This window comes from Marinomonas rhizomae, assembly GCF_003315485.1.
Lineage (GTDB): Bacteria > Pseudomonadota > Gammaproteobacteria > Pseudomonadales > Marinomonadaceae > Marinomonas > Marinomonas rhizomae.
Genome location: NZ_QNSE01000009.1, coordinates 203,061 through 221,275, shown reverse-complemented (window position 1 = coordinate 221,275; position 18,215 = coordinate 203,061). Strand labels below are relative to the sequence as shown.

Sequence of the window (18,215 nt, the reverse complement as noted above, 5' to 3'; positions counted from 1 at the left end):
CGAAAGATAATCCTTCACCTCAATATTGAATTTTGACTAATTATTACTATTTGTCGAATTTCGTAAAAATATGTAAGAAATAAGAATGACACTCAAAAAGCCTATAAAAGCAAACACAAATGGTAGTAAAAAATCCGTTATCCAATAGAAGTCTGGCAAGCTCCAAGGTAAAACAAGATGCTCTTCTAAAGGAAGTTTTTTATCCCCTATAACACTCCAGCTATCTGTCACTTTCCAAGGCCATACTTTAACTAGAGCTCCCAGCATAACACCTGTAAGAAACGACAAAGTCATCGACCTCACATGATTTAGCAAATAATGAAGAACTTTAGAAAAAGTGAGCAAGCCAATCAAAGCACCAACTGCAAAGATACAAATGACAGCAAAATCTAAGGTTTTAATAGCCGAAAGAATGAATCCGTACATTCCCAACATCAGGAGTAAAAAACTGCCTGAAATACCCGGTAAAATCATTGCACAAATCGCAATCATGCCAGAGAAAAATACCATGACATAAGATGTATTTACCTGAGTCGGCACAAGCAATGACAAACCGGCACCAACAGCGGCACCAACAGCAAGCCCACCGAAATGTCGCCAAGAAAACCCAGTAATCTGGTTAATCAAAAAATACGCTGACGCTAAAATCAAGCCAAAAAAGAAACTCCACAGATAACTTGGATACGTAGCTAAAAGGTGCGTAATCAAACCTGCCAGTAGAAAAATACTAGTGACAACACCAGCGCCTAATGACACTAAAAAAGTACCGTCAAAATGCCGCCATAATCCTTTAACATCACCTTGAAACAGCATAGCCAAACTCGCCTTATTAACCCCACTCAATGCATTAATAAGTCTGTCATAAACACCAACAATAAAAGCAATGGTTCCACCAGAGACACCAGGAACAACATCAGCCATCCCCATTAGCACACCGCTCAAATACACTCTAAGCCATTTAGGCATGTTCCATTCCTTCTAATAAGGGCACAAAATACGCAGATTCTGTCCCTAGACATTTCCATCGATCACCTTCTTTGCGCCAGCAACCTATTTGTGGGCTAGGTTGATCTATTGGCATAATTAAAATACCTTGCTGCTTCAGGCAATCCGTCAAAGCCAATGGTATTTTACTGGCCATTGCTGTAATGATGACAGCATCCATTTCCACTTTATTTGGCCATCCTGTCTGCCCATCACCAAATAAATACTCGACATTCTTGACTCCCATCGACGATAAACGACTCTTTGCTTGCAAATAAAGTGGTTCGAGACGCTCAACGGTATGAACTTTATTAAAAAAATGCGACAAAATACGAGTCTGATACCCGGATCCTGTACCAATTTCTAACACGCGACCAAGACGAGAATGAGCTAAAAGCCATTCAGTCATTCTGGCAACGGTTAATGGCTGACTAATGGTTTGATTACGACCGATAGGAAGTGGTGTTGCTGAGTACGCCAAATGCGAAAAAGCAGGCTCCACAAAGTCATGACGAGGAATAGTGCCCATTAAAGCCAATAGTTCTTCATGATCAACCCCATGCTCACGAAGCTGGTCAACCATCTTAGAAGCTTTGGGTTCAGTGTGTGATACTAACCAATTGAGATCATGCAGGCTCATAGCGTTATTGTATCTGTCCATTTTTCAAGAGGAGATTTCGCTTCGTAACACGTCATATCCGTATGAATAGGTGTAATAGAAACATAGCTGTGATTTACAGCGAAAAAATCGGTTCCCTCTGACATATCATGAGGTTCAGACAAAGCTCCAATCCAGAAACTTGGCAAACCTCTAGGATGCTGAGCTGAAATTGGCGCTTGTGCCTTATGTCGATAACCAAGACGCGTCACTTGTATTCCTTTTAGCTCACTATAGGGAACATCAGGAACATTAATATTCAATAAGATACCAGCAGGCAGATCGAGAGTATGAGAGTCCTTCAGAAGCTGCAGAATAACCTTTGCAGCTGTATCGAAGTGCTGATTACCAACCAAAGACACCGCCAATGCTGATCGCCCTAAATGACGAGCTTCCATCGCAGCTGCAACCGTACCGGAATAAATCACATCATCACCTAAATTAGCGCCATGATTAATCCCTGAAACGACCAAATCAACATCACCATCAATAACGCCCGACAAGGCAAGATTGACACAATCTGTTGGCGTACCATCAACACGATATCGCCCTTCTTCCACCATAATCGGCTGTACAGGGCGAGATAAAGTCAAAGAGTTACTGGCGCCACTGCGGTTGCGATCTGGTGCTACCACTAAAATAGCGTATTCACGCTGTAAATGCCTAGCCAACGTTTGAATACCCAGCGCATCAAGACCATCATCGTTAGCGATCAATATTCTCATGGTATTTCTCTGTCGACTTATCAGTGTAATCTATCATTTCGCGCAACAGACTGGTCGCAAAACACCCTTTTGGTAAAGAAAACTCGACAATCAACTGCGCATTCTCTTCTTTCTCTTTAAGCAATTCCCACGCCATGTTCATTGGCACAAGACGCGCTAGACGACTATCCCTGGAAAGGTCGAACGCTATAAGAGCATCAACTAAATCCATACGTTCGGATAAAGAATGTTTCATAGCTAGCTCTCGCTGAGGACCCGTTCCCGCCTCCCAACCTTCACTAATCATAGGCAAAACAGGGCTAACCGTACCGCGCAGAACACTCAAATGCATCAAAGCATCAACTTGTTTTACTCGGAATTGCTCGTCTTTATGTTGAAACTGAGCAATATCCTCATCGCATAAACGCATCCACATGCCATTTTCCACTTGGTCACTTAACGCTTCATTGAAGCACCAAGAGCGAATAGCGGACAACCAAAAGGATTCGGTCTTTGACAACTTACGACGACTTTGCCGCCCTTTTAGGACAAAATCTTTGCCGTTATGCAAATTATTACCGTTTATTCCAAAACGTTGCGGCCCGTAATAATTGGGAACACCCGCTTGCTTTATCAAATTCAAACGTCCCTCTAGCTCATCCAGATCACCACTTACTCCACGCAATCGAATAACAAAACGATTCGCTAAATGCGCGCCTGTACGAAGCTTTTTAGAATGACGTAACTGTGCAATTACACGCACATTTTCTGGCTCTCTAAAAGCTTCTTGAATGGTTGATAAGTCAGGCTCTTGATTAAGAACATGTAAACAAAACCACTGACGCGTACAAGCATGGCGATCTTTAACCCCGCTATAAGTCACCTTATTCGGTGCAATACCAGCAATTTGAGCTAGCCGCTTTGCAAGAAAATCGGTATTTACACCTTCCTTCTCAATAAATACAAAGCAAAACTCACCTCTACCATCAGGCTCAAAGCCTAATTGCTCTTCGACATAGAAATCTTGTACATGGGTTTTCAAATCCCCAGTAACGGTTGGCTTAGACCAAGCATATCGCCATTCGGTATTCATACATTACCTTGATTCAAAAGAGCTTAATTGAACAGAGCTTGATTAAAAATAAGCGCGACAGCCTCAACAGCAATCCCCTCTTTGCGACCAGTAAAACCAAGCTTTTCTGTTGTCGTTGCTTTCACATTGACCATACTAACGTCAACAGATAAGTCTTCAGCGATATTGGCGCGCATAGCGTCAATGTAGGGACGCATTTTCGGTGCTTCAGCTATAATAGTGACATCCACATTGCCCACACAAAAACCAAGAGCTTGTATTTCTTGATAGGCACGCTTTAATAAAATTCGGCTATCCGCACCAGAAAAAGCAGCATCCGTATCAGGGAAATGCTTCCCTATGTCACCCAATGCGGCAGCACCTAACAACGCATCCGTCAAAGCGTGCAAGGCAACGTCACCATCAGAGTGAGCAATCAAGCCTTGGGTATAAGGAATAGAAACACCACCAATGACAATTTGATTACCCTCACCAAATTTATGCACATCAAAACCATGGCCAATACGGAACGGTGTCATGATAATTACTCCTACACTATAAATTGCACTTACTGCTTTAAACTCAAACAGCTTCAATTCAAAAGGTTAGAACCTGAAAGATAAGAAAAAAGCGCTTCTGCGATCAACAGGTCTTCAGGTAAGGTTATTTTGATATTACTACTTTCTCCCACAACAAGGTCGGGATGCCAGCCAACATACTCCATTGCAGAACACTCATCAGTCACCACCACACCTTGAACTTGAGCTTTTTTTAAAGCACTCAAGAGAGCCTGAGCAGGAAATTTCTGGGGAGTCTGAGCTAGCCAGATCGCATCTCTATCCAGAGTCTCATCAACCGATAAGCTGTCTATCACTTGACGCTTTATCGTGTCTTTCGCAGGCATCGCCAAAAGAGCGCCCTGTTCAGAATGATGATTAATAATTCGATTAAGTGCCTCTTGGCTTAACAAAGGACGGGCAGCATCATGAACCAAGACATCTTGTTGTTGCGGATTTAATGTGTCCAACAAATAATGCAATCCTTTCTGTACCGTATCACTTCGTTCCTCGCCACCAATAAAGCTATGAACTAAATCGTGTTGCCGCCATTTTGAATCTGGCCAGTACGCATCATTTTCACCAACACCAACCAACACACCCGCAATGAGTGGGTGTGAGATAAAAATATCTATTGTACGATCTAGAATGGTTTGCCCTTCAAGAGATAGGTATTGTTTTGGACAATTAGCTTGCATACGCTGCCCAACACCCGCTGCGGGAATGATGACCCACAAAGGTTCGATCATTTTTTATTCACCATACGATAAAACACTTCACCATCTTTGATATATTGAAGCTCGCTACGAACATGCTCTTCTACTGCCTCTTCACCTTGACGTAGATCATGAACCTGAGCACGAAGGGCTTGATTCCGATGCTTTAGACGTAAGTTAATCCGCTCTTGATAGGCGATTTGCTTTGCTAGCTCTTCTTGTCGCTTAACCCCCTGCTCACCAAAATATAAGTGATAAGATTGATAACCCACAGCACAGACAAAGAAGACAATTAACAAACGTGCCATAACACCCTCAAACCTAAAAAAAACATTCCTTTTACCAAGACCTGATAAGACTACTGCCTGATACACCTTACAAAGCTTTCTAACAAAGAAATTAAAGCAAAAAAACAAAAAAGGGAGAACCAAGTTCTCCCTTTATGAAGTCAGACGATATTAAGCCTGACCTTTAATCTCAGAAAGACCCTTGTATGGGGCTTTTCCACCTAATTGCTCTTCAATACGAAGCAATTGGTTGTACTTAGCAACACGGTCAGAACGACACAGAGAACCAGTTTTGATCTGTCCGGCCGCGGTTCCTACTGCTAGGTCTGCAATTGTTGCGTCTTCTGTTTCACCTGAACGGTGAGAAATAACAACAGTGAAGCCAGCATCTTTCGCCATTTTGATCGCCGCCAAAGTCTCAGTCAAAGATCCGATTTGGTTGAACTTGATCAAAATAGAATTAGCGATGCCATTGTCGATACCGCGCTTAAGAATCTTAGTGTTGGTTACGAACAAATCGTCGCCCACTAGCTGAACTTTATCGCCCATCAATTTGGTTTGATGTGCAAAGCCTTCCCAGTCAGACTCGTCAAGGCCGTCTTCAATAGAAACAATTGGGTATTGCTTAGTAAGATCTTCTAAGAAGAAGTTAAATTCTTCTGATGTGAATTTTTTGCCTTCACCTTTAAGATCGTAGATATTGGCTTCTTTGTCGTAGAACTCAGACGCAGCACAATCCATCGCTAGAGTAATGTCTTTGCCCAGCTCATAGCCTGCCGCAGCAACCGCTTCTTTGATCACAGCAAGAGCTTCCGCGTTAGATGCCAAATCCGGTGCAAAACCACCTTCATCCCCTACCGCTGTACTCAAGCCACGGCCATTCAATACTTTTTTCAGAGCATGGAAGATTTCTGCACCGTAACGCAAAGCCTCACGAAAGTTTGGCGCACCAACAGGTTGAATCATGAACTCTTGAATATCAACGTTGTTGTCTGCATGCTCACCACCATTGATGATGTTCATCATAGGGACAGGCATGGAGTAAACGCCCGGTGTACCATTGATGTCTGCAATATGAACGTATAGTGGAACTTTCTTAGCAATAGCTGCCGCTTTGGCAGCAGCCAAAGAAACGGCCAAGATAGCATTTGCCCCAAAAGTAGATTTGTTTTCTGTGCCATCAAGATCAATCATAATCTGATCAAGTTCAGCTTGTGCAAGAGCATCCTTGCCAATCAATGCATCTCGAATTGGACCATTCACAGCGGCAACAGCTTTTAAGACACCTTTGCCTAGATAACGACTTTTGTCACCATCACGTAATTCTAAAGCTTCACGAGAACCGGTAGAGGCACCAGACGGTGCACACGCTGAACCTACGGAGCCATCAGCTAAAACAACATCAGCTTCAACGGTAGGGTTACCACGAGAGTCTAATATTTCTCTGGCTTTAACATCAACGATTTGACTCATAACAAACCTCTTAAAATAAATGAAAAATCACAAACTGCCTGTTTGCTCTACTTATTTTTCTTTTCCTGCATACTTCAATGCCGCGTGTACAAAGGCACTGAACAGGCCGTGTCCATATCTAGGTGTTGAAGTGAATTCTGGGTGGAACTGACAAGCAACAAACCAAGGATGATCGGCAATTTCTACCACCTCAACCAGAGAGTTATCTTCTGAGCGACCAGAAATTGTTAAACCTGCTTTTTCCAAGGCTTCAACATAAAAATTATTCACTTCATAACGATGACGATGACGCTCTTTAATCACAGCTTCACCATAAGCCTCAAAGGCTTTTGTGCCTTCAGTTAGATTACAGTTCTGCGCGCCAAGACGCATCGTGCCACCTAGATCGGATTCCTCTGACCGGATTTCTTTGGAACCCTCTGCATTAGTCCATTCTGTAATCAGACCAACAACTGGATTCTCTGCTTTTAAATTAAACTCGGTGCTGTGTGCACCGGCTAAATTTGCCACATTACGAGCAAATTCGATTACCGCTACTTGCATCCCCAAACAAATACCTAAGTAAGGTACTTTGTTTTCACGGGCATACTGAGCCGTCATTATCTTACCTTCAACACCACGTTCACCGAAACCACCAGGAACAAGAATCGCGTCCATTCCTTTTAGAACCTCAGTTCCTTTTTCTTCAATACTTTCAGAATCGATGTAGTGTAATTTAACCTTAGTACGAGCATGAATACCTGCATGGTCCATGGCTTCGATCAAAGACTTATAAGCATCCAATAACTCCATGTACTTCCCTACCATGGCGATATTGATTAGCTTCTCAGGATTCAATTTAGCCTGAGTAACTTTATTCCAAATACCAAGATCTGGCATATTACAATCTAGGTTAAAGTATTCCACGATCAAGCTATCCAAACCTTGATCGTTCAACATTTGAGGAATACGGTAAATAGTATCTGCGTCTGGAAGAGAGATAACTGCACGTTCTTCAACACTGGTAAACAAAGCAATTTTTTTACGCTCTGGCGCTTCAATAGACACTTCAGAACGACAAATAAGAATATCTGGCTGAATACCAATAGAACGAAGTTCTTTTACAGAATGCTGCGTTGGCTTCGTTTTGGTTTCACCCGCAGTGCGAATGTAAGGAACCAAGGTGAGATGCATAAACATAGCACGACGAGGGCCTAGCTCAACTTTAAGTTGGCGAACGGCTTCTAGAAAAGGTTGAGATTCGATATCACCTACTGTACCACCGATTTCAACCAAAGCTACATCAGCACCTTCCGCACCAGATATAACACGGCGTTTGATTTCGTCTGTAATATGAGGAATTACTTGAACAGTTCCACCAAGATATTCACCGCGACGTTCTTTTTTAAGAACATGTTGATAAACACGACCACTGGTGAAATTATTGCGTTTACCCATTTTAGTGGAGATAAAGCGTTCATAATGGCCAAGGTCTAGATCCGTTTCGGCGCCGTCTTCAGTTACATAGACTTCACCGTGCTGGAAAGGACTCATGGTGCCTGGATCCACGTTGATGTATGGATCTAGCTTTAGCATGGTGACTTTTAGACCGCGAGATTCAAGGATAGCCGCCAAAGATGCTGCTGCCAAACCTTTACCAAGAGATGAAACTACACCGCCTGTAACGAAAATATATCGTGTCGCCATGAGTGGTTAACCCGCCTTACAAATATGAAAAAATGAGATTTGAAAGCACACAACAATGTACCTTCAGGACGGGGGAAAATAATAACATCGGAAGGGCTTTCACTCAATGTAAAACACAGTTGTTTTACATTGAGTGAAAGATTCATAGTGAGAAAGCTGAAGGCTAATCAAACGAGGCTATAAGTCTAACTCCAAAACAGGAGTTTTAGAGCGAGAACAACATGGCATAACCAACCTACCTTGCGTATGCTCTTTGTCTGTCAGAAAGACATCCCTATGATCAGGAACACCATGAATAACCCCTGTCTGACAAGTACCACATACACCTGATTCGCAAGATACAGCAAGAAAAACGCCATTATTATCTAACACTTCAAAAATACTCTGATCAGCTTCAACATCAAAAACCTCACCAGAACTATGAATTTTCACCTTAAACGCGCTATTTTCACTTACCTTTTCATCAAGTGCTGGCGCGGCAAAAAACTCACGATGCAAACGATCTTCAGGCCAACCTAACATTTTCGCTTGTAATAGCACGTAATTGATAAAGTCAGCAGGACCGCAAATATACAGTTCGGAATCATTCGAATGACGTGATAAAACATTCACCACATCCATTCGCCCAGAACTCGGATCCTGACTGTAGTGGAAATGCATTTTATCGGCAAAAGAACTGTTTTCTAATGCCGATGAAAAGGCAGCCGTTTCGGGTGACTTTGCACAATAGTGAAATTCAAAAGGCAATCCCATTTTTTGCAAACACTGCGCCATTGGCAACATTGGTGTCACACCAATTCCCCCAGCGACCAAGACACTATGTCGTTTTGTGTCAATCAAAGGAAAGTGATTCTTAGGCTCACTAATCGACAGCCCATCACCAATTTTCAAGCGATGTACTTCTGCGGACCCGCCTCTTGATTGCGGATCTTTTAACACCGCAATTTCATAGTACTGCGCTTCTGACTGCATACGACATAAAGAGTATTGACGAATCAAACCGCTGGGCAAATGAAGGTCAATATGTGCTCCGGCTTCAAAGCAAGGCAAATCAGCGCCCTCTTCAGAACCTAATACAAGCCGGACCACCCCCTGTGCTTCAGTGACGACATTTCTTACAACTACCGGAATCATTTGGCTCTCCTGACCTATTATTTTCTAAAACTAGAGAGCAAACCAAGCTCACCCTGCTAGCAAACACCAATCAAATTAAAAGGTCGCCGTTTGAAGTGGTGCGGTCGACTGAGATGTTAACGCTTGAGACTGCTCGTTGGCAGCACACTCTTTCGTGATGAGTCGATCAATCACTCGCCTTGACTGAACGCCGCCAGCATCAATATCCAGCTTTAATAAATCATAGTCTGGAAAAGCCAGTAAGTTTTGCTGCTGACGCTCAAGCACTTCCAAATCTTCTGCGAAAATTTTGCCTTGCCCTTCGCGAATAGTATCGGTTAAAGCCTGATCTTGTGGTTTGAAATTACGCGCCATTCCCCAGAAATACCAAATAGAAGTTTCCGTTTCAGGCGTAATAAAATCCACTACTGTACTGCTGGCTTTTTTATCTGTAGGAGCGTCAAATCCACCGTTTCCCGCATGAGCAACACCCACATCAATCATGACATGGGAAGGTGGACTAAAACGGCAAATTTGCCAGCGATCCACTAAAACGTCGTCAGCTAAACCATTCCCCCGTAGCGCTGCTTGCCAAAATGGTGGCGCCATAATATTCTCCATAAAACGGCTGGTAATGACCCTATCACCATCAATTTTTGTCGACACTGGAGACTCGTCGATTTCTTTCTGACCTATACTGCTGGCATGAACATAAGTCTCATGGGTCAAATCCATCAGGTTATCCACCATCAAACGATAATCACAATTAATATGATACAAGCCACCGCCATAAGCCCACTCAGGACTTACCGCCCACTCTAAATGAGGAATCAGGTCTTTATCCGCTTGAGATTGATCCCCTGGCCACACCCAAATAAAACCATAACGCTCTTCTACTGCGTAAGACTTCATGCAAGGAAACCCTTTCACTCGCTGTAAGGGCATTTCTTTAGTTTTTCCATCTGCACCCATTTTTAAACCATGGTAACCACAAACCAAAAGGCCTTCTTCAACATAACCTAAGGATAAAGCGGCCCCTCTATGTGGGCAAAAATCCAATACCGCCGCAATGCTGTTATCGTGCGAACGATAAAAAGCGATGCTTTCACCACAGATTTTACGGCCAAGAGGTTTGCTGCCCGCCACCTCTTCAGACATCGCAGCGACATACCAAGTATTTTTAGGAAAAGTTTGCTGACTCACTGGAGTTCTCCTGCTTTTATTTTTATTTATTGGATCCAATATAGACAAAAAATATCATAAAACAACATGGTTATGCATTAATTGGATCCATTTTGCTTATAATGAATAATTATCACCACTTAAATAACTGATAGACAAAAGATTTCTCTATTGGATCCAATTATTCCTTTTCCATCCATATTTACGTTATTATTATTTTTACGTAAAAACACTGAGGCAAGAGTAATGAGCACTTACCAATGAGCACTTTCCAATGAGTAGACCTGGACAACAAGTAATCAGTCGATTACGACAAATGATTTTGTCTAGCGAGCTAGAATCAGGGCAACGCCTTGCTGAAATCCCTACCGCAGAACAATTGGGCGTCTCACGTACGCCAGTGCGTATTGCTTTTCGAACTTTAGAGCAAGAGGGCTTACTGACAAAATTATCAGGACGAGGTTATATAGTTCGTCAAGTCACACAGGCAGAAATTAGTGGCTCTATTGAAGTACGAGGCGTGCTAGAAGGGTTAGCGGCAAGACAAGCCGCAGAAAATACATTATCAAATGCTCAGTCCAATGAATTACTAAAGCTATTAAAGCAAGGTGACGCACTATTTATAAAAGGCAGCATCAATGAGCAAGATCTCGCGACCTATCACGATATGAATCAGCGCTTTCATCAGATCATCATCGAAGCCAGTTTAAACCCAGCTATAGCAGAAGCCCTAAGCCGAAATGAGCACCTGCCTTTTGCGTCAGTTAGCGCTCTAGCATTTGATCGCAACAACCTTGATCAAGAGTATAGACGTTTTAATTTTGCGCACATGCAACATCACGCGGTGTTTGATGCGATCAGCCATGGACAAGGAAGCCGCGCAGAGGCCATCATGCGTGAACATGCTAACGCCACACACAGCTATGCCAAAATTTTCTCCCAAATGGAAGAGAACGGTGAAAAGATGCATGTGTTAAAAAACATAAACACCACAACTTAGGATAGACTTGTATTACCAAGTGGCACTTCTAAAACATTACCCGTACCAATAGGCTGCCCAATCATTTCGTCGTAAGCACTTTGATGGCAAAGCACCATCGCACCTACCGTCTTACCTTTAAACAAAGCCTGCAATTCCAATTTATTATGCCGAGTAAGAAAACGCCCAACGTCTGTTTGTACATATTCTTCAATCCCCCCTATTACCACTGATAATTGATACAAATTGGACTCCAAAGAATGCAGTTTCACTTTATCAACATGAAGAATGTTTTTTAGTTCTTTCAATAACATGGTAATACCCCTTGCCGCTTTTCTTTAGATACGTACCTAGTCACCTCTCAGTTCACATAAAATTGCAAATTCCCTAGATAAGATCATGCTAAAGTACTGCCATAAATAATAAGAACAGGAAAAAGCATGACACTTCTTGATATTAACAGCGACTATAAAAATTCAGCAGACATACTCACTGCACTGGATAAAATCCAAACTAACATGAACAAGTCAAGTCGCACTCTAATCGGTTTAACTGGCGGACCAGGCTCAGGAAAAAGCACCTTAGCCAACTATTTGCTTGATCACTTTTCAAAGCAACAAAACACGCACATTATTTGCCTTTCAATGGACGGCTTTCACCTACCCAAAAACCAACTTCAATCCCTACCAAATTCAGTAGAAGCGCTTGCAAGACGCGGCGCACCTTGGACGTTCGATAGCACAGCCTTTATAGAAAGAGTTAAAAGGATTAAGCAAGGCTATCAGCAAAATGATATTTTGTGGCCAAGCTTTGATCATAGCCTTGGTGATCCGATCGAAGATGAGCTAATAATCAAACAACACACAAACGTGGTCTTAATTGAAGGCCTGTACTTACTTCATCAACAAGACGGCTGGCAAGACTCTAAAGCCTTGTTTGACGAACATTGGTTTTTAGATATTCCCGTAGAAGTAGCCATTGAACGTTTAGCAAAACGCCACATGAAAGCCTGGAACTTCACCCACGAACAAGCAATGGACAGAATTAATCAAAGTGACGGCCTGAATGCAGAATTAGTCGCAACCTACAAAGACCAAGCGGATTGGCTATTAAGGGTCTAAGGAACGAATTAGCCCTTAATCTTCCCCTGTTCTTACCAAACTTTCTCTCGCTACTCCCTTTGAGCAGCGATCGCTTCGGCACTCCTTTCGAACGTCAGGTTGATTCGCAAGAACATACCTTGAATAGCTTCAACCTGATTAGAATCCCCCACCAGAGCTCGCAATTCTTCATATAAAGAGCGGCAGGCTTTTTCAAAATCATCATCACAACGTCCTTTACTGGCCAATAAAAAAGCATTTGCCAAAGCGGCTTGCCAATTTTCTAATAAGCGCAGCTGCTGTTTACCAGCCAAGTTTTCACAGATAGAACGCAAACGAATCGAGACGTGCCCCAAATTCAAAGCGGTCAATGCCAAGTCTGTAATAGCACGTGATTTAGAGCCTTGATCATAGTTTGTTAGACGTAACAATCTATCGGCCATCCGGCGGTTATACCAAGCAGTTGGACTAGCATGTTGATGAATTTCCAATAAATCTTCAAAAGTCGTTTTGAAAATTCGATGGACTAATAACTGAACACTTGGCCCAGTAACCAAATGAAACACCCAAAACAAAATACACACGCCAGCAAAAATTGCCATGCCAGAACTTGCCGTGTAATCGATAGAAAAAGACCGGCTCATGTCCCTACTTGGACTCACCAGAATAGAAAAAGGAATACAAAAACCTAGGCCATAAGGTAAAGTTTGCCGATCTGCAAGAAGCAGCAAACCGAGAAAGAACGGCCCCGCCAATACAAGTAATAGAAGTTCTAACTGCCCTGCACTTTGCGATAATAAATTAAGTGCAAAAAAAACGGCCACGATAACGGCTGCAATAACGCCTATCAACAGTCGCTTCAAAACTACTTTTAGAATCGTCAGTGGCAATCGAGCGAGCATAATGGAGAAAATTACAGGCAAAATCATAATCATTAATGCTGCTGTAGAGCCTGTACCAACCCAGATACAAGCACCAATTAAAAATACAATACTTGTGCGTATACCAATAACCAATCCCGCTAATGGATCTCGATAGGTCAACATACTAGGCGCATTCAACAAGGTACTGTCACGCTTTTCCAGTGCTCGGTAAGCTCTTAATAACACAGTCAGCTCTGACGTAATCTCAGCACCGACATTCAGCATATGAGATTCAAAAGACACATCCAAATTATTACTCGAACGATAATTTGCAAGATCACTACGCAATACCTTAACTTGCTCCAAGCAATAATCAAAATCATCAGACTCCGCAATTCGTCTAAACGCCTCTCTTAATCGATCGAGAAGCTCAGTTAAACCGGGCGTCATTAGTTCCGCGTGTCGCCGCTGCAAACGACCAAATATCTGCACCAATGCCAGTAACGAAAGTACTTTCTGAGCTAACTGATTCGCTGCACGTGTTCGGCCAGGACCTTTTGGGCCTTCATAACTCGCCGCACTAGAATCCTCACTTACCATGCCCAGCGTAGCCATAATGCCATCTATTTGCTTATGACGAACTTCATGAGAACCTGATTTATCCAATTCCGTTACTAAATACTGTAACGTTTGATTAATAACTGATTTTGCCTGCATTTGCAGACTGTCTTTTACTTTGACAGGCCAGAACATATGACTGACAACACCAGCACAAATAGATCCAATCACAATTTCACTAACACGCGATTGTGCAATGCTGAATACAGCTTGACTGTCTGCAGTGGATGGACTTGCCATTACCATCAAAACAATAATTTCCGAGGTAACAGCAGCCATTGCGAACGCATAAACAAAGTTGGCTTGTCTCACCATAGCAGACAAAGCAGAGTTTAAACCCAGCCATAACGCCAATATCCCCAGTGCTAAATAAGGATACGGCATAAATTGTGTTAATAACAAAATCCCAAATAAACCACCGATAATCGTACCGACAATTTGGCAAATTGCCTTTTCAACGACCAAGCCGCTCTCAGGTCGCATTTGTAAAAAAACAGCGGACACTAACGCCCAATAAGGCCGATCGAGATTTAAAGAGAGAGCAATCGTTAACGCCATCGCCATAGCGATAACCCCTTTAAACGCAAAAATAACCGCCTGTTTTTTAGGTAAAAACAAATTACGAAGCACGACGCCCAAAACTACTCTCCTTACTACTGAGTAAGATGAATTGTGGCTGTCATTCCAGCACTAAGATGCCTTTCATCGTTTGACGGATCTAACGTGATATCTACCGGAATGCGTTGCGATAAACGAACCCAATTAAAAGTTTGCTGTACCTGAGGTAAAAGCTGACTATTACTCTGTGTATTAGTATTCGCAATGGCTTTTCCAATACTCGCTACATGTCCGGTAAGCGGTTTACCACCACTTAACAATGTGATTTTGGCTTGTTGATTTAAGTGAACCAAGGGGATTTTGGCCTCCTCAAAATAGCCCGTCACATAAAAAGAGCCTGATCGAACGATGGAAAAAACCGCGACACCTTGGCTAACGTAATTTCCCTGACGTAAATTCAAGTTAATAATATGCCCTGACACAGGAGCACGTACTTGGGTTCGGTTTAAATTAAGCTGAGCTGTTGTTTGCTGTGACACCGCTAAATCATAATTTGCTTTAGCAATTTCAGTACTAATACGAGAGGACTCTAAATCTTCAGCACTAATAGCTTTCTGGCTAAGTAATGCAGTACGTCGTTCGTACTTATGTTTTGCCAACTGCCAAGAATACAAAGCATTTTCGGTATTCGCCTTACTCTGACTAAGTGCCGCTTGGTAACGCTGTTGGTCAACACTAAATAGTAAATCACCTTCTTTTACCGCTTGATCATTGGTGATATTCAAATTCGTCACCCAACCAGATACATCAGGTGCAACGGTTACTATATCTGCACGGATTCGGCCATCACGAGTCCAAGGCGAATGCATGTAATCATTCCACACCCAGCGACCGGCAAAGACTGCCACTACAACCATTAATACAGTCACAAGAATACGTAGATATTTCGTCATGGATTTATCTTCCACCTAATAAATAAACAGTTAATGCCAAGTAACAAACAAATAACGACACCTCAAACCAAGCCACTCGCCAAATACGATCGTGCCAATCCAAGCGATGAAGAGCCAAACGAGTTAACGCAGCCAATAAAAAGGCAACCGGAAAATAAACAACCAAAGGGCTAAGCTCTAAGCCACCAAAAACTACCACATCAAGCATTATGAAAATCCTGTCTTTAAAAAATAAGACGGTGTTATGGATTACTCAAAAACAGAGCACATATTTAAGAATAGAATTTTATCGCGATAACACCAACTAAATGTGCAGCTAACAGCCAAATAAAAACACAATAATAACAACTAGCTACAATTGGCTCTTAGCAATGGTAGCTTTGAACTCGGTTGCCATTTAATTATGAGATAAGAATAATTTGGATGCTGCCAAAGATCGCCAATAGCAACTAAAGTATCACCTAGATACAAGTAAGGAATATGCTCACGCCACCAGTTTGGTATCGCCTCATCGTTCAGCCACTTTTTTAGCTTACGAGTTTTACCATTTGGCATAATTAAACTCTCACCCTGAGGGCGAGCCTTCAATAAACAAGCCTCACTACCACTTACACAGATCTCATCAAATGGGCGCCGTAAAATCTCGCCAGAGACCAAAGCAGGCAGCTTAACTGCCTCATCTGGTGGTAGAAGGTAAACTATATTTTGGTGCCTCATAATACGTCCATGAGAAAACTCGAATACTGGCTGTTTATCTTCCGCACCAGTAAACATCAAATCGACACTTTCTAATTGAGCGTGCGGTAGTGAAATATCTTTACCTTGCAAAAAATGCCGCCACCAAAAAAGTCGCTCTTCAAGTGGTTTATCAGCAATATTGGATAAAACCAAACCGCCAAAATCATTACACCAAGCCGATAGCTGCTGCTGAGCGAACAGAGAAAGCATAGCGTAGTCAATACTAAGACGCTGTGTAGCGGAGGCAATACTATGCTCCATTGTAGGGAAGCGCTTTTTCAGAACAGGAACGACACTTCGACGAAGAAAGTTACGTGTAAAATGCTCATCACTATTAGACTCGTCATAAATCCACTTCAACTGATGTTGACGAGCATAATCTTCAATATCGTTTTTCGAAGCCGTTAACAAGGGACGAACCAAACGAGCATGACCATCGCCAAGTGACCTTTCTTGTGGGATACCCGCTAAACCTTTCCCACCCGTTCCCCGTAATAAACGAAACAGCACAGTTTCGACTTGATCCCCCGCATGATGAGCAAGCAAAATGACATCCCGCTCACCCATGACCTTTTGAAAAGCAGAGTAACGAGCATTACGTGCGGCATCCTCTAAAGAAGCTTGAGCTTCTAACTGCACACGCTCCGCAATAAAAGGCACATCAAGCTTGTCGCAAATAGCCTCACAATGCGTTAACCAATCATCGGCATTAACACTTAAACCATGATGCACATGAAGCGCTGCGAGTTTTCTTTTTTGCTCTACCGATAAATGATTCGCCAAAGCATGCAATAAAACATGAGAATCCACACCACCACTAAAACCAACCCACACTCTATCCGTGCCAGCAAACAGAGAATCTACCCACTCAATGTTAAATCTAAGAGGCGACAGAGAAGTAAGTGGTGTAGATATACAAGGTTTCATCATAGAATCGTAGAACGAAGTATCTTAAATGTAAGAAACAAAAAAGCCCCCTAAATAAGGAGGCTTTTTAAGAAAGCAAAAGCTTATAAACCGTAAGACATTAAACGATTGTAGCGACGAGCCAATAGCTCTTCTGTCGTCAATGCTTCCATACGATCTAACGCAGCAAGAATATTTTTCTTTAAACTCTGAGCAATTTCTTCATGAGAAATATGTGCACCACCAAGAGGTTCTTGGATAATATTATCAACAAAGCCTAATTCTTGTAGGCGCTGGGCAGTAATCCCCATTGCCTTTGCTGCATCAGAAGCGCGATCAGCACTTTTCCATAGAATAGACGCACAGCCCTCTGGAGAAATAACAGAGTAAGTGCCATATTGCAGCATCATTAGTTCGTCACAAACACCAATTGCTAAAGCACCACCAGAGCCACCTTCACCAATTACTGTAGAAATAATTGGCGTCTTAAGGCGAGACATAACAGCCAAATTAAATGCAATTGCTTCACTCTGACCACGTTCTTCCGCGCCAATACCTGGGTACGCTCCGGGTGTGTCAATCAATGTAACAATAGGCATATTGAAACGTTCAGCTGTTTCCATAAGACGTAACGCCTTACGATATCCTTCTGGACGCGGCATACCAAAGTTACGAAGCACTTTTTCTTTTACTTCACGGCCTTTTTGATGACCAATAACCATAACAGGGCGGCCATCTAAACGGGCAATACCACCGACAATGGCACGGTCATCAGCGTAATGACGATCACCATGCATTTCTTCAAAATCTGTAAAAACGTGTTTAATATAATCAAGAGTATACGGGCGCTTTGGGTGACGCGCTAATTGAGAAACTTCCCATGCCCCTAGATTACTGAATAGGCTCTTAGTGAGCGCTACTTTTTTATCTTCAAGACGACTGATTTCATCGCTTATGTTGAGTTCATTATCGTTACCGACTAAACGTAACTCTTCAATTTTCTGTTCGAGCTCAGCAATCGGCTGCTCAAATGGGAGATAATCTAAATTCATGGTTTAATTACACTAC

The 18,215-nt window shown here is 42.5% G+C and carries 19 protein-coding genes; 2 read left to right on the top strand and 17 right to left on the bottom strand.

The features are described from left to right. Window positions 1–36: 36 nt before the first annotated feature. From DFP80_RS13415 to DFP80_RS13365, 11 genes are all read right to left on the bottom strand, one after another. Entirely contained in the window at window positions 37–966 is a 930-nt protein-coding gene (locus tag DFP80_RS13415) for a DUF368 domain-containing protein (RefSeq protein ID WP_113917309.1), read from the bottom strand. After that, complete coding sequence (locus tag DFP80_RS13410) at window positions 959–1,624, bottom strand: protein-L-isoaspartate(D-aspartate) O-methyltransferase (protein ID WP_258546985.1); 666 nt, start codon at window positions 1,622–1,624, stop codon at window positions 959–961. The genes DFP80_RS13415 and DFP80_RS13410 overlap by 8 nt, the downstream gene beginning before the upstream one ends. Beyond that, entirely contained in the window at window positions 1,621–2,367 is a 747-nt protein-coding gene (gene surE, locus DFP80_RS13405; protein WP_113917307.1) for a 5'/3'-nucleotidase SurE, read from the bottom strand. The genes DFP80_RS13410 and surE overlap by 4 nt, the downstream gene beginning before the upstream one ends. After that, window positions 2,348–3,439 carry a tRNA pseudouridine(13) synthase TruD gene (truD, locus tag DFP80_RS13400; RefSeq protein WP_113917306.1) on the bottom strand — a complete coding sequence of 364 codons (1,092 nt, stop codon included), beginning with the start codon at window positions 3,437–3,439 and terminating at the stop codon, window positions 2,348–2,350. Before truD ends, surE begins: the two co-directional genes overlap by 20 nt. A gap of 23 nt (window positions 3,440–3,462) precedes the next feature. Beyond that, window positions 3,463–3,957: a 2-C-methyl-D-erythritol 2,4-cyclodiphosphate synthase gene (ispF, locus tag DFP80_RS13395; RefSeq protein ID WP_113917305.1), complete on the bottom strand. Its 495-nt coding sequence runs from the start codon at window positions 3,955–3,957 to the stop codon at window positions 3,463–3,465. 53 nt (window positions 3,958–4,010) lie between these two features. After that, a complete protein-coding gene (gene ispD / locus DFP80_RS13390; protein WP_113917304.1) occupies window positions 4,011–4,724 on the bottom strand; it encodes a 2-C-methyl-D-erythritol 4-phosphate cytidylyltransferase in 714 nt (237 codons plus the stop codon). After that, window positions 4,721–4,999 (bottom strand): septum formation initiator family protein, encoded by a 279-nt coding sequence (locus tag DFP80_RS13385; RefSeq protein WP_113917303.1) that lies wholly within the window; start codon window positions 4,997–4,999, stop codon window positions 4,721–4,723. Before DFP80_RS13385 ends, ispD begins: the two co-directional genes overlap by 4 nt. A 150-nt stretch (window positions 5,000–5,149) precedes the next feature. Further along, window positions 5,150–6,451 carry a phosphopyruvate hydratase gene (gene eno / locus DFP80_RS13380; protein WP_113917302.1) on the bottom strand — a complete coding sequence of 434 codons (1,302 nt, stop codon included), beginning with the start codon at window positions 6,449–6,451 and terminating at the stop codon, window positions 5,150–5,152. Window positions 6,452–6,502: 51 nt separating this feature from the next. Beyond that, window positions 6,503–8,137 carry a CTP synthase gene (pyrG, locus tag DFP80_RS13375; RefSeq protein ID WP_113917301.1) on the bottom strand — a complete coding sequence of 545 codons (1,635 nt, stop codon included), beginning with the start codon at window positions 8,135–8,137 and terminating at the stop codon, window positions 6,503–6,505. Between the two features lie 177 nt (window positions 8,138–8,314). Next, complete coding sequence (locus tag DFP80_RS13370) at window positions 8,315–9,271, bottom strand: PDR/VanB family oxidoreductase (RefSeq protein WP_113917300.1); 957 nt, start codon at window positions 9,269–9,271, stop codon at window positions 8,315–8,317. A gap of 75 nt (window positions 9,272–9,346) precedes the next feature. Next, window positions 9,347–10,453, bottom strand: a complete 1,107-nt coding sequence (locus DFP80_RS13365; protein ID WP_113917299.1) for a Rieske 2Fe-2S domain-containing protein — start codon at window positions 10,451–10,453, stop codon at window positions 9,347–9,349. 253 nt (window positions 10,454–10,706) lie between these two features. Between DFP80_RS13365 and DFP80_RS13360 the strand changes: the two genes are divergently transcribed. Next, window positions 10,707–11,432, top strand: a complete 726-nt coding sequence (locus DFP80_RS13360) for a GntR family transcriptional regulator (RefSeq protein WP_113917298.1) — start codon at window positions 10,707–10,709, stop codon at window positions 11,430–11,432. Here the strand turns inward: DFP80_RS13360 and DFP80_RS13355 are convergent. Next, window positions 11,429–11,725, bottom strand: coding sequence for a DUF6482 family protein (locus tag DFP80_RS13355; protein WP_113917297.1), 297 nt, complete (start codon window positions 11,723–11,725; stop codon window positions 11,429–11,431). The genes DFP80_RS13360 and DFP80_RS13355 overlap by 4 nt on opposite strands. Window positions 11,726–11,851: 126 nt before the next feature. On the opposite strand from DFP80_RS13355, the gene DFP80_RS13350 reads away from it, so the two are divergent. Further along, window positions 11,852–12,532, top strand: a complete 681-nt coding sequence (locus tag DFP80_RS13350) for a P-loop domain-containing protein (RefSeq protein ID WP_113917296.1) — start codon at window positions 11,852–11,854, stop codon at window positions 12,530–12,532. A gap of 50 nt (window positions 12,533–12,582) precedes the next feature. On the opposite strand, the gene DFP80_RS13345 is transcribed toward DFP80_RS13350, so the two are convergent. The 5 genes from DFP80_RS13345 to accA form a co-directional block, all read right to left on the bottom strand. Continuing rightward, window positions 12,583–14,622 (bottom strand): FUSC family protein, encoded by a 2,040-nt coding sequence (locus DFP80_RS13345; RefSeq protein WP_241560263.1) that lies wholly within the window; start codon window positions 14,620–14,622, stop codon window positions 12,583–12,585. A 23-nt stretch (window positions 14,623–14,645) separates the two neighbouring features. Beyond that, window positions 14,646–15,503, bottom strand: coding sequence for an efflux RND transporter periplasmic adaptor subunit (locus DFP80_RS13340; RefSeq protein WP_113917294.1), 858 nt, complete (start codon window positions 15,501–15,503; stop codon window positions 14,646–14,648). Window positions 15,504–15,507: 4 nt separating this feature from the next. Beyond that, window positions 15,508–15,711, bottom strand: a complete 204-nt coding sequence (locus DFP80_RS13335) for a DUF1656 domain-containing protein (RefSeq protein WP_113917293.1) — start codon at window positions 15,709–15,711, stop codon at window positions 15,508–15,510. A gap of 140 nt (window positions 15,712–15,851) precedes the next feature. Further along, window positions 15,852–17,168, bottom strand: coding sequence for a tRNA lysidine(34) synthetase TilS (gene tilS / locus DFP80_RS13330; RefSeq protein ID WP_241560255.1), 1,317 nt, complete (start codon window positions 17,166–17,168; stop codon window positions 15,852–15,854). Window positions 17,169–17,251: 83 nt separating this feature from the next. Further along, window positions 17,252–18,199 (bottom strand): acetyl-CoA carboxylase carboxyl transferase subunit alpha, encoded by a 948-nt coding sequence (accA, locus tag DFP80_RS13325; RefSeq protein WP_113917291.1) that lies wholly within the window; start codon window positions 18,197–18,199, stop codon window positions 17,252–17,254. Window positions 18,200–18,215: the final 16 nt, after the last annotated feature.

Bases quoted from the DNA above. Each gene is read 5' to 3' on its own strand.
- ispF (WP_113917305.1), bottom strand. From the start codon at position 3,957: ATGACACCGTTCCGTATTGGCCATGGTTTTGATGTGCATAAATTTGGT.
- truD (WP_113917306.1), bottom strand. From the start codon at position 3,439: ATGAATACCGAATGGCGATATGCTTGGTCTAAGCCAACCGTTACTGGG.
- DFP80_RS13410 (WP_258546985.1), bottom strand. From the start codon at position 1,624: ATGAGCCTGCATGATCTCAATTGGTTAGTATCACACACTGAACCCAAA.
- accA (WP_113917291.1), bottom strand. From the start codon at position 18,199: ATGAATTTAGATTATCTCCCATTTGAGCAGCCGATTGCTGAGCTCGAA.
- tilS (WP_241560255.1), bottom strand. From the start codon at position 17,168: ATGAAACCTTGTATATCTACACCACTTACTTCTCTGTCGCCTCTTAGA.
- DFP80_RS13360 (WP_113917298.1), top strand. From the start codon at position 10,707: ATGAGTAGACCTGGACAACAAGTAATCAGTCGATTACGACAAATGATT.
- pyrG (WP_113917301.1), bottom strand. From the start codon at position 8,137: ATGGCGACACGATATATTTTCGTTACAGGCGGTGTAGTTTCATCTCTT.
- DFP80_RS13355 (WP_113917297.1), bottom strand. From the start codon at position 11,725: ATGTTATTGAAAGAACTAAAAAACATTCTTCATGTTGATAAAGTGAAA.
- surE (WP_113917307.1), bottom strand. From the start codon at position 2,367: ATGAGAATATTGATCGCTAACGATGATGGTCTTGATGCGCTGGGTATT.
- DFP80_RS13335 (WP_113917293.1), bottom strand. From the start codon at position 15,711: ATGCTTGATGTGGTAGTTTTTGGTGGCTTAGAGCTTAGCCCTTTGGTT.
- eno (WP_113917302.1), bottom strand. From the start codon at position 6,451: ATGAGTCAAATCGTTGATGTTAAAGCCAGAGAAATATTAGACTCTCGT.
- DFP80_RS13415 (WP_113917309.1), bottom strand. From the start codon at position 966: ATGCCTAAATGGCTTAGAGTGTATTTGAGCGGTGTGCTAATGGGGATG.
- DFP80_RS13370 (WP_113917300.1), bottom strand. From the start codon at position 9,271: ATGATTCCGGTAGTTGTAAGAAATGTCGTCACTGAAGCACAGGGGGTG.
- DFP80_RS13340 (WP_113917294.1), bottom strand. From the start codon at position 15,503: ATGACGAAATATCTACGTATTCTTGTGACTGTATTAATGGTTGTAGTG.
- ispD (WP_113917304.1), bottom strand. From the start codon at position 4,724: ATGATCGAACCTTTGTGGGTCATCATTCCCGCAGCGGGTGTTGGGCAG.
- DFP80_RS13350 (WP_113917296.1), top strand. From the start codon at position 11,852: ATGACACTTCTTGATATTAACAGCGACTATAAAAATTCAGCAGACATA.
- DFP80_RS13385 (WP_113917303.1), bottom strand. From the start codon at position 4,999: ATGGCACGTTTGTTAATTGTCTTCTTTGTCTGTGCTGTGGGTTATCAA.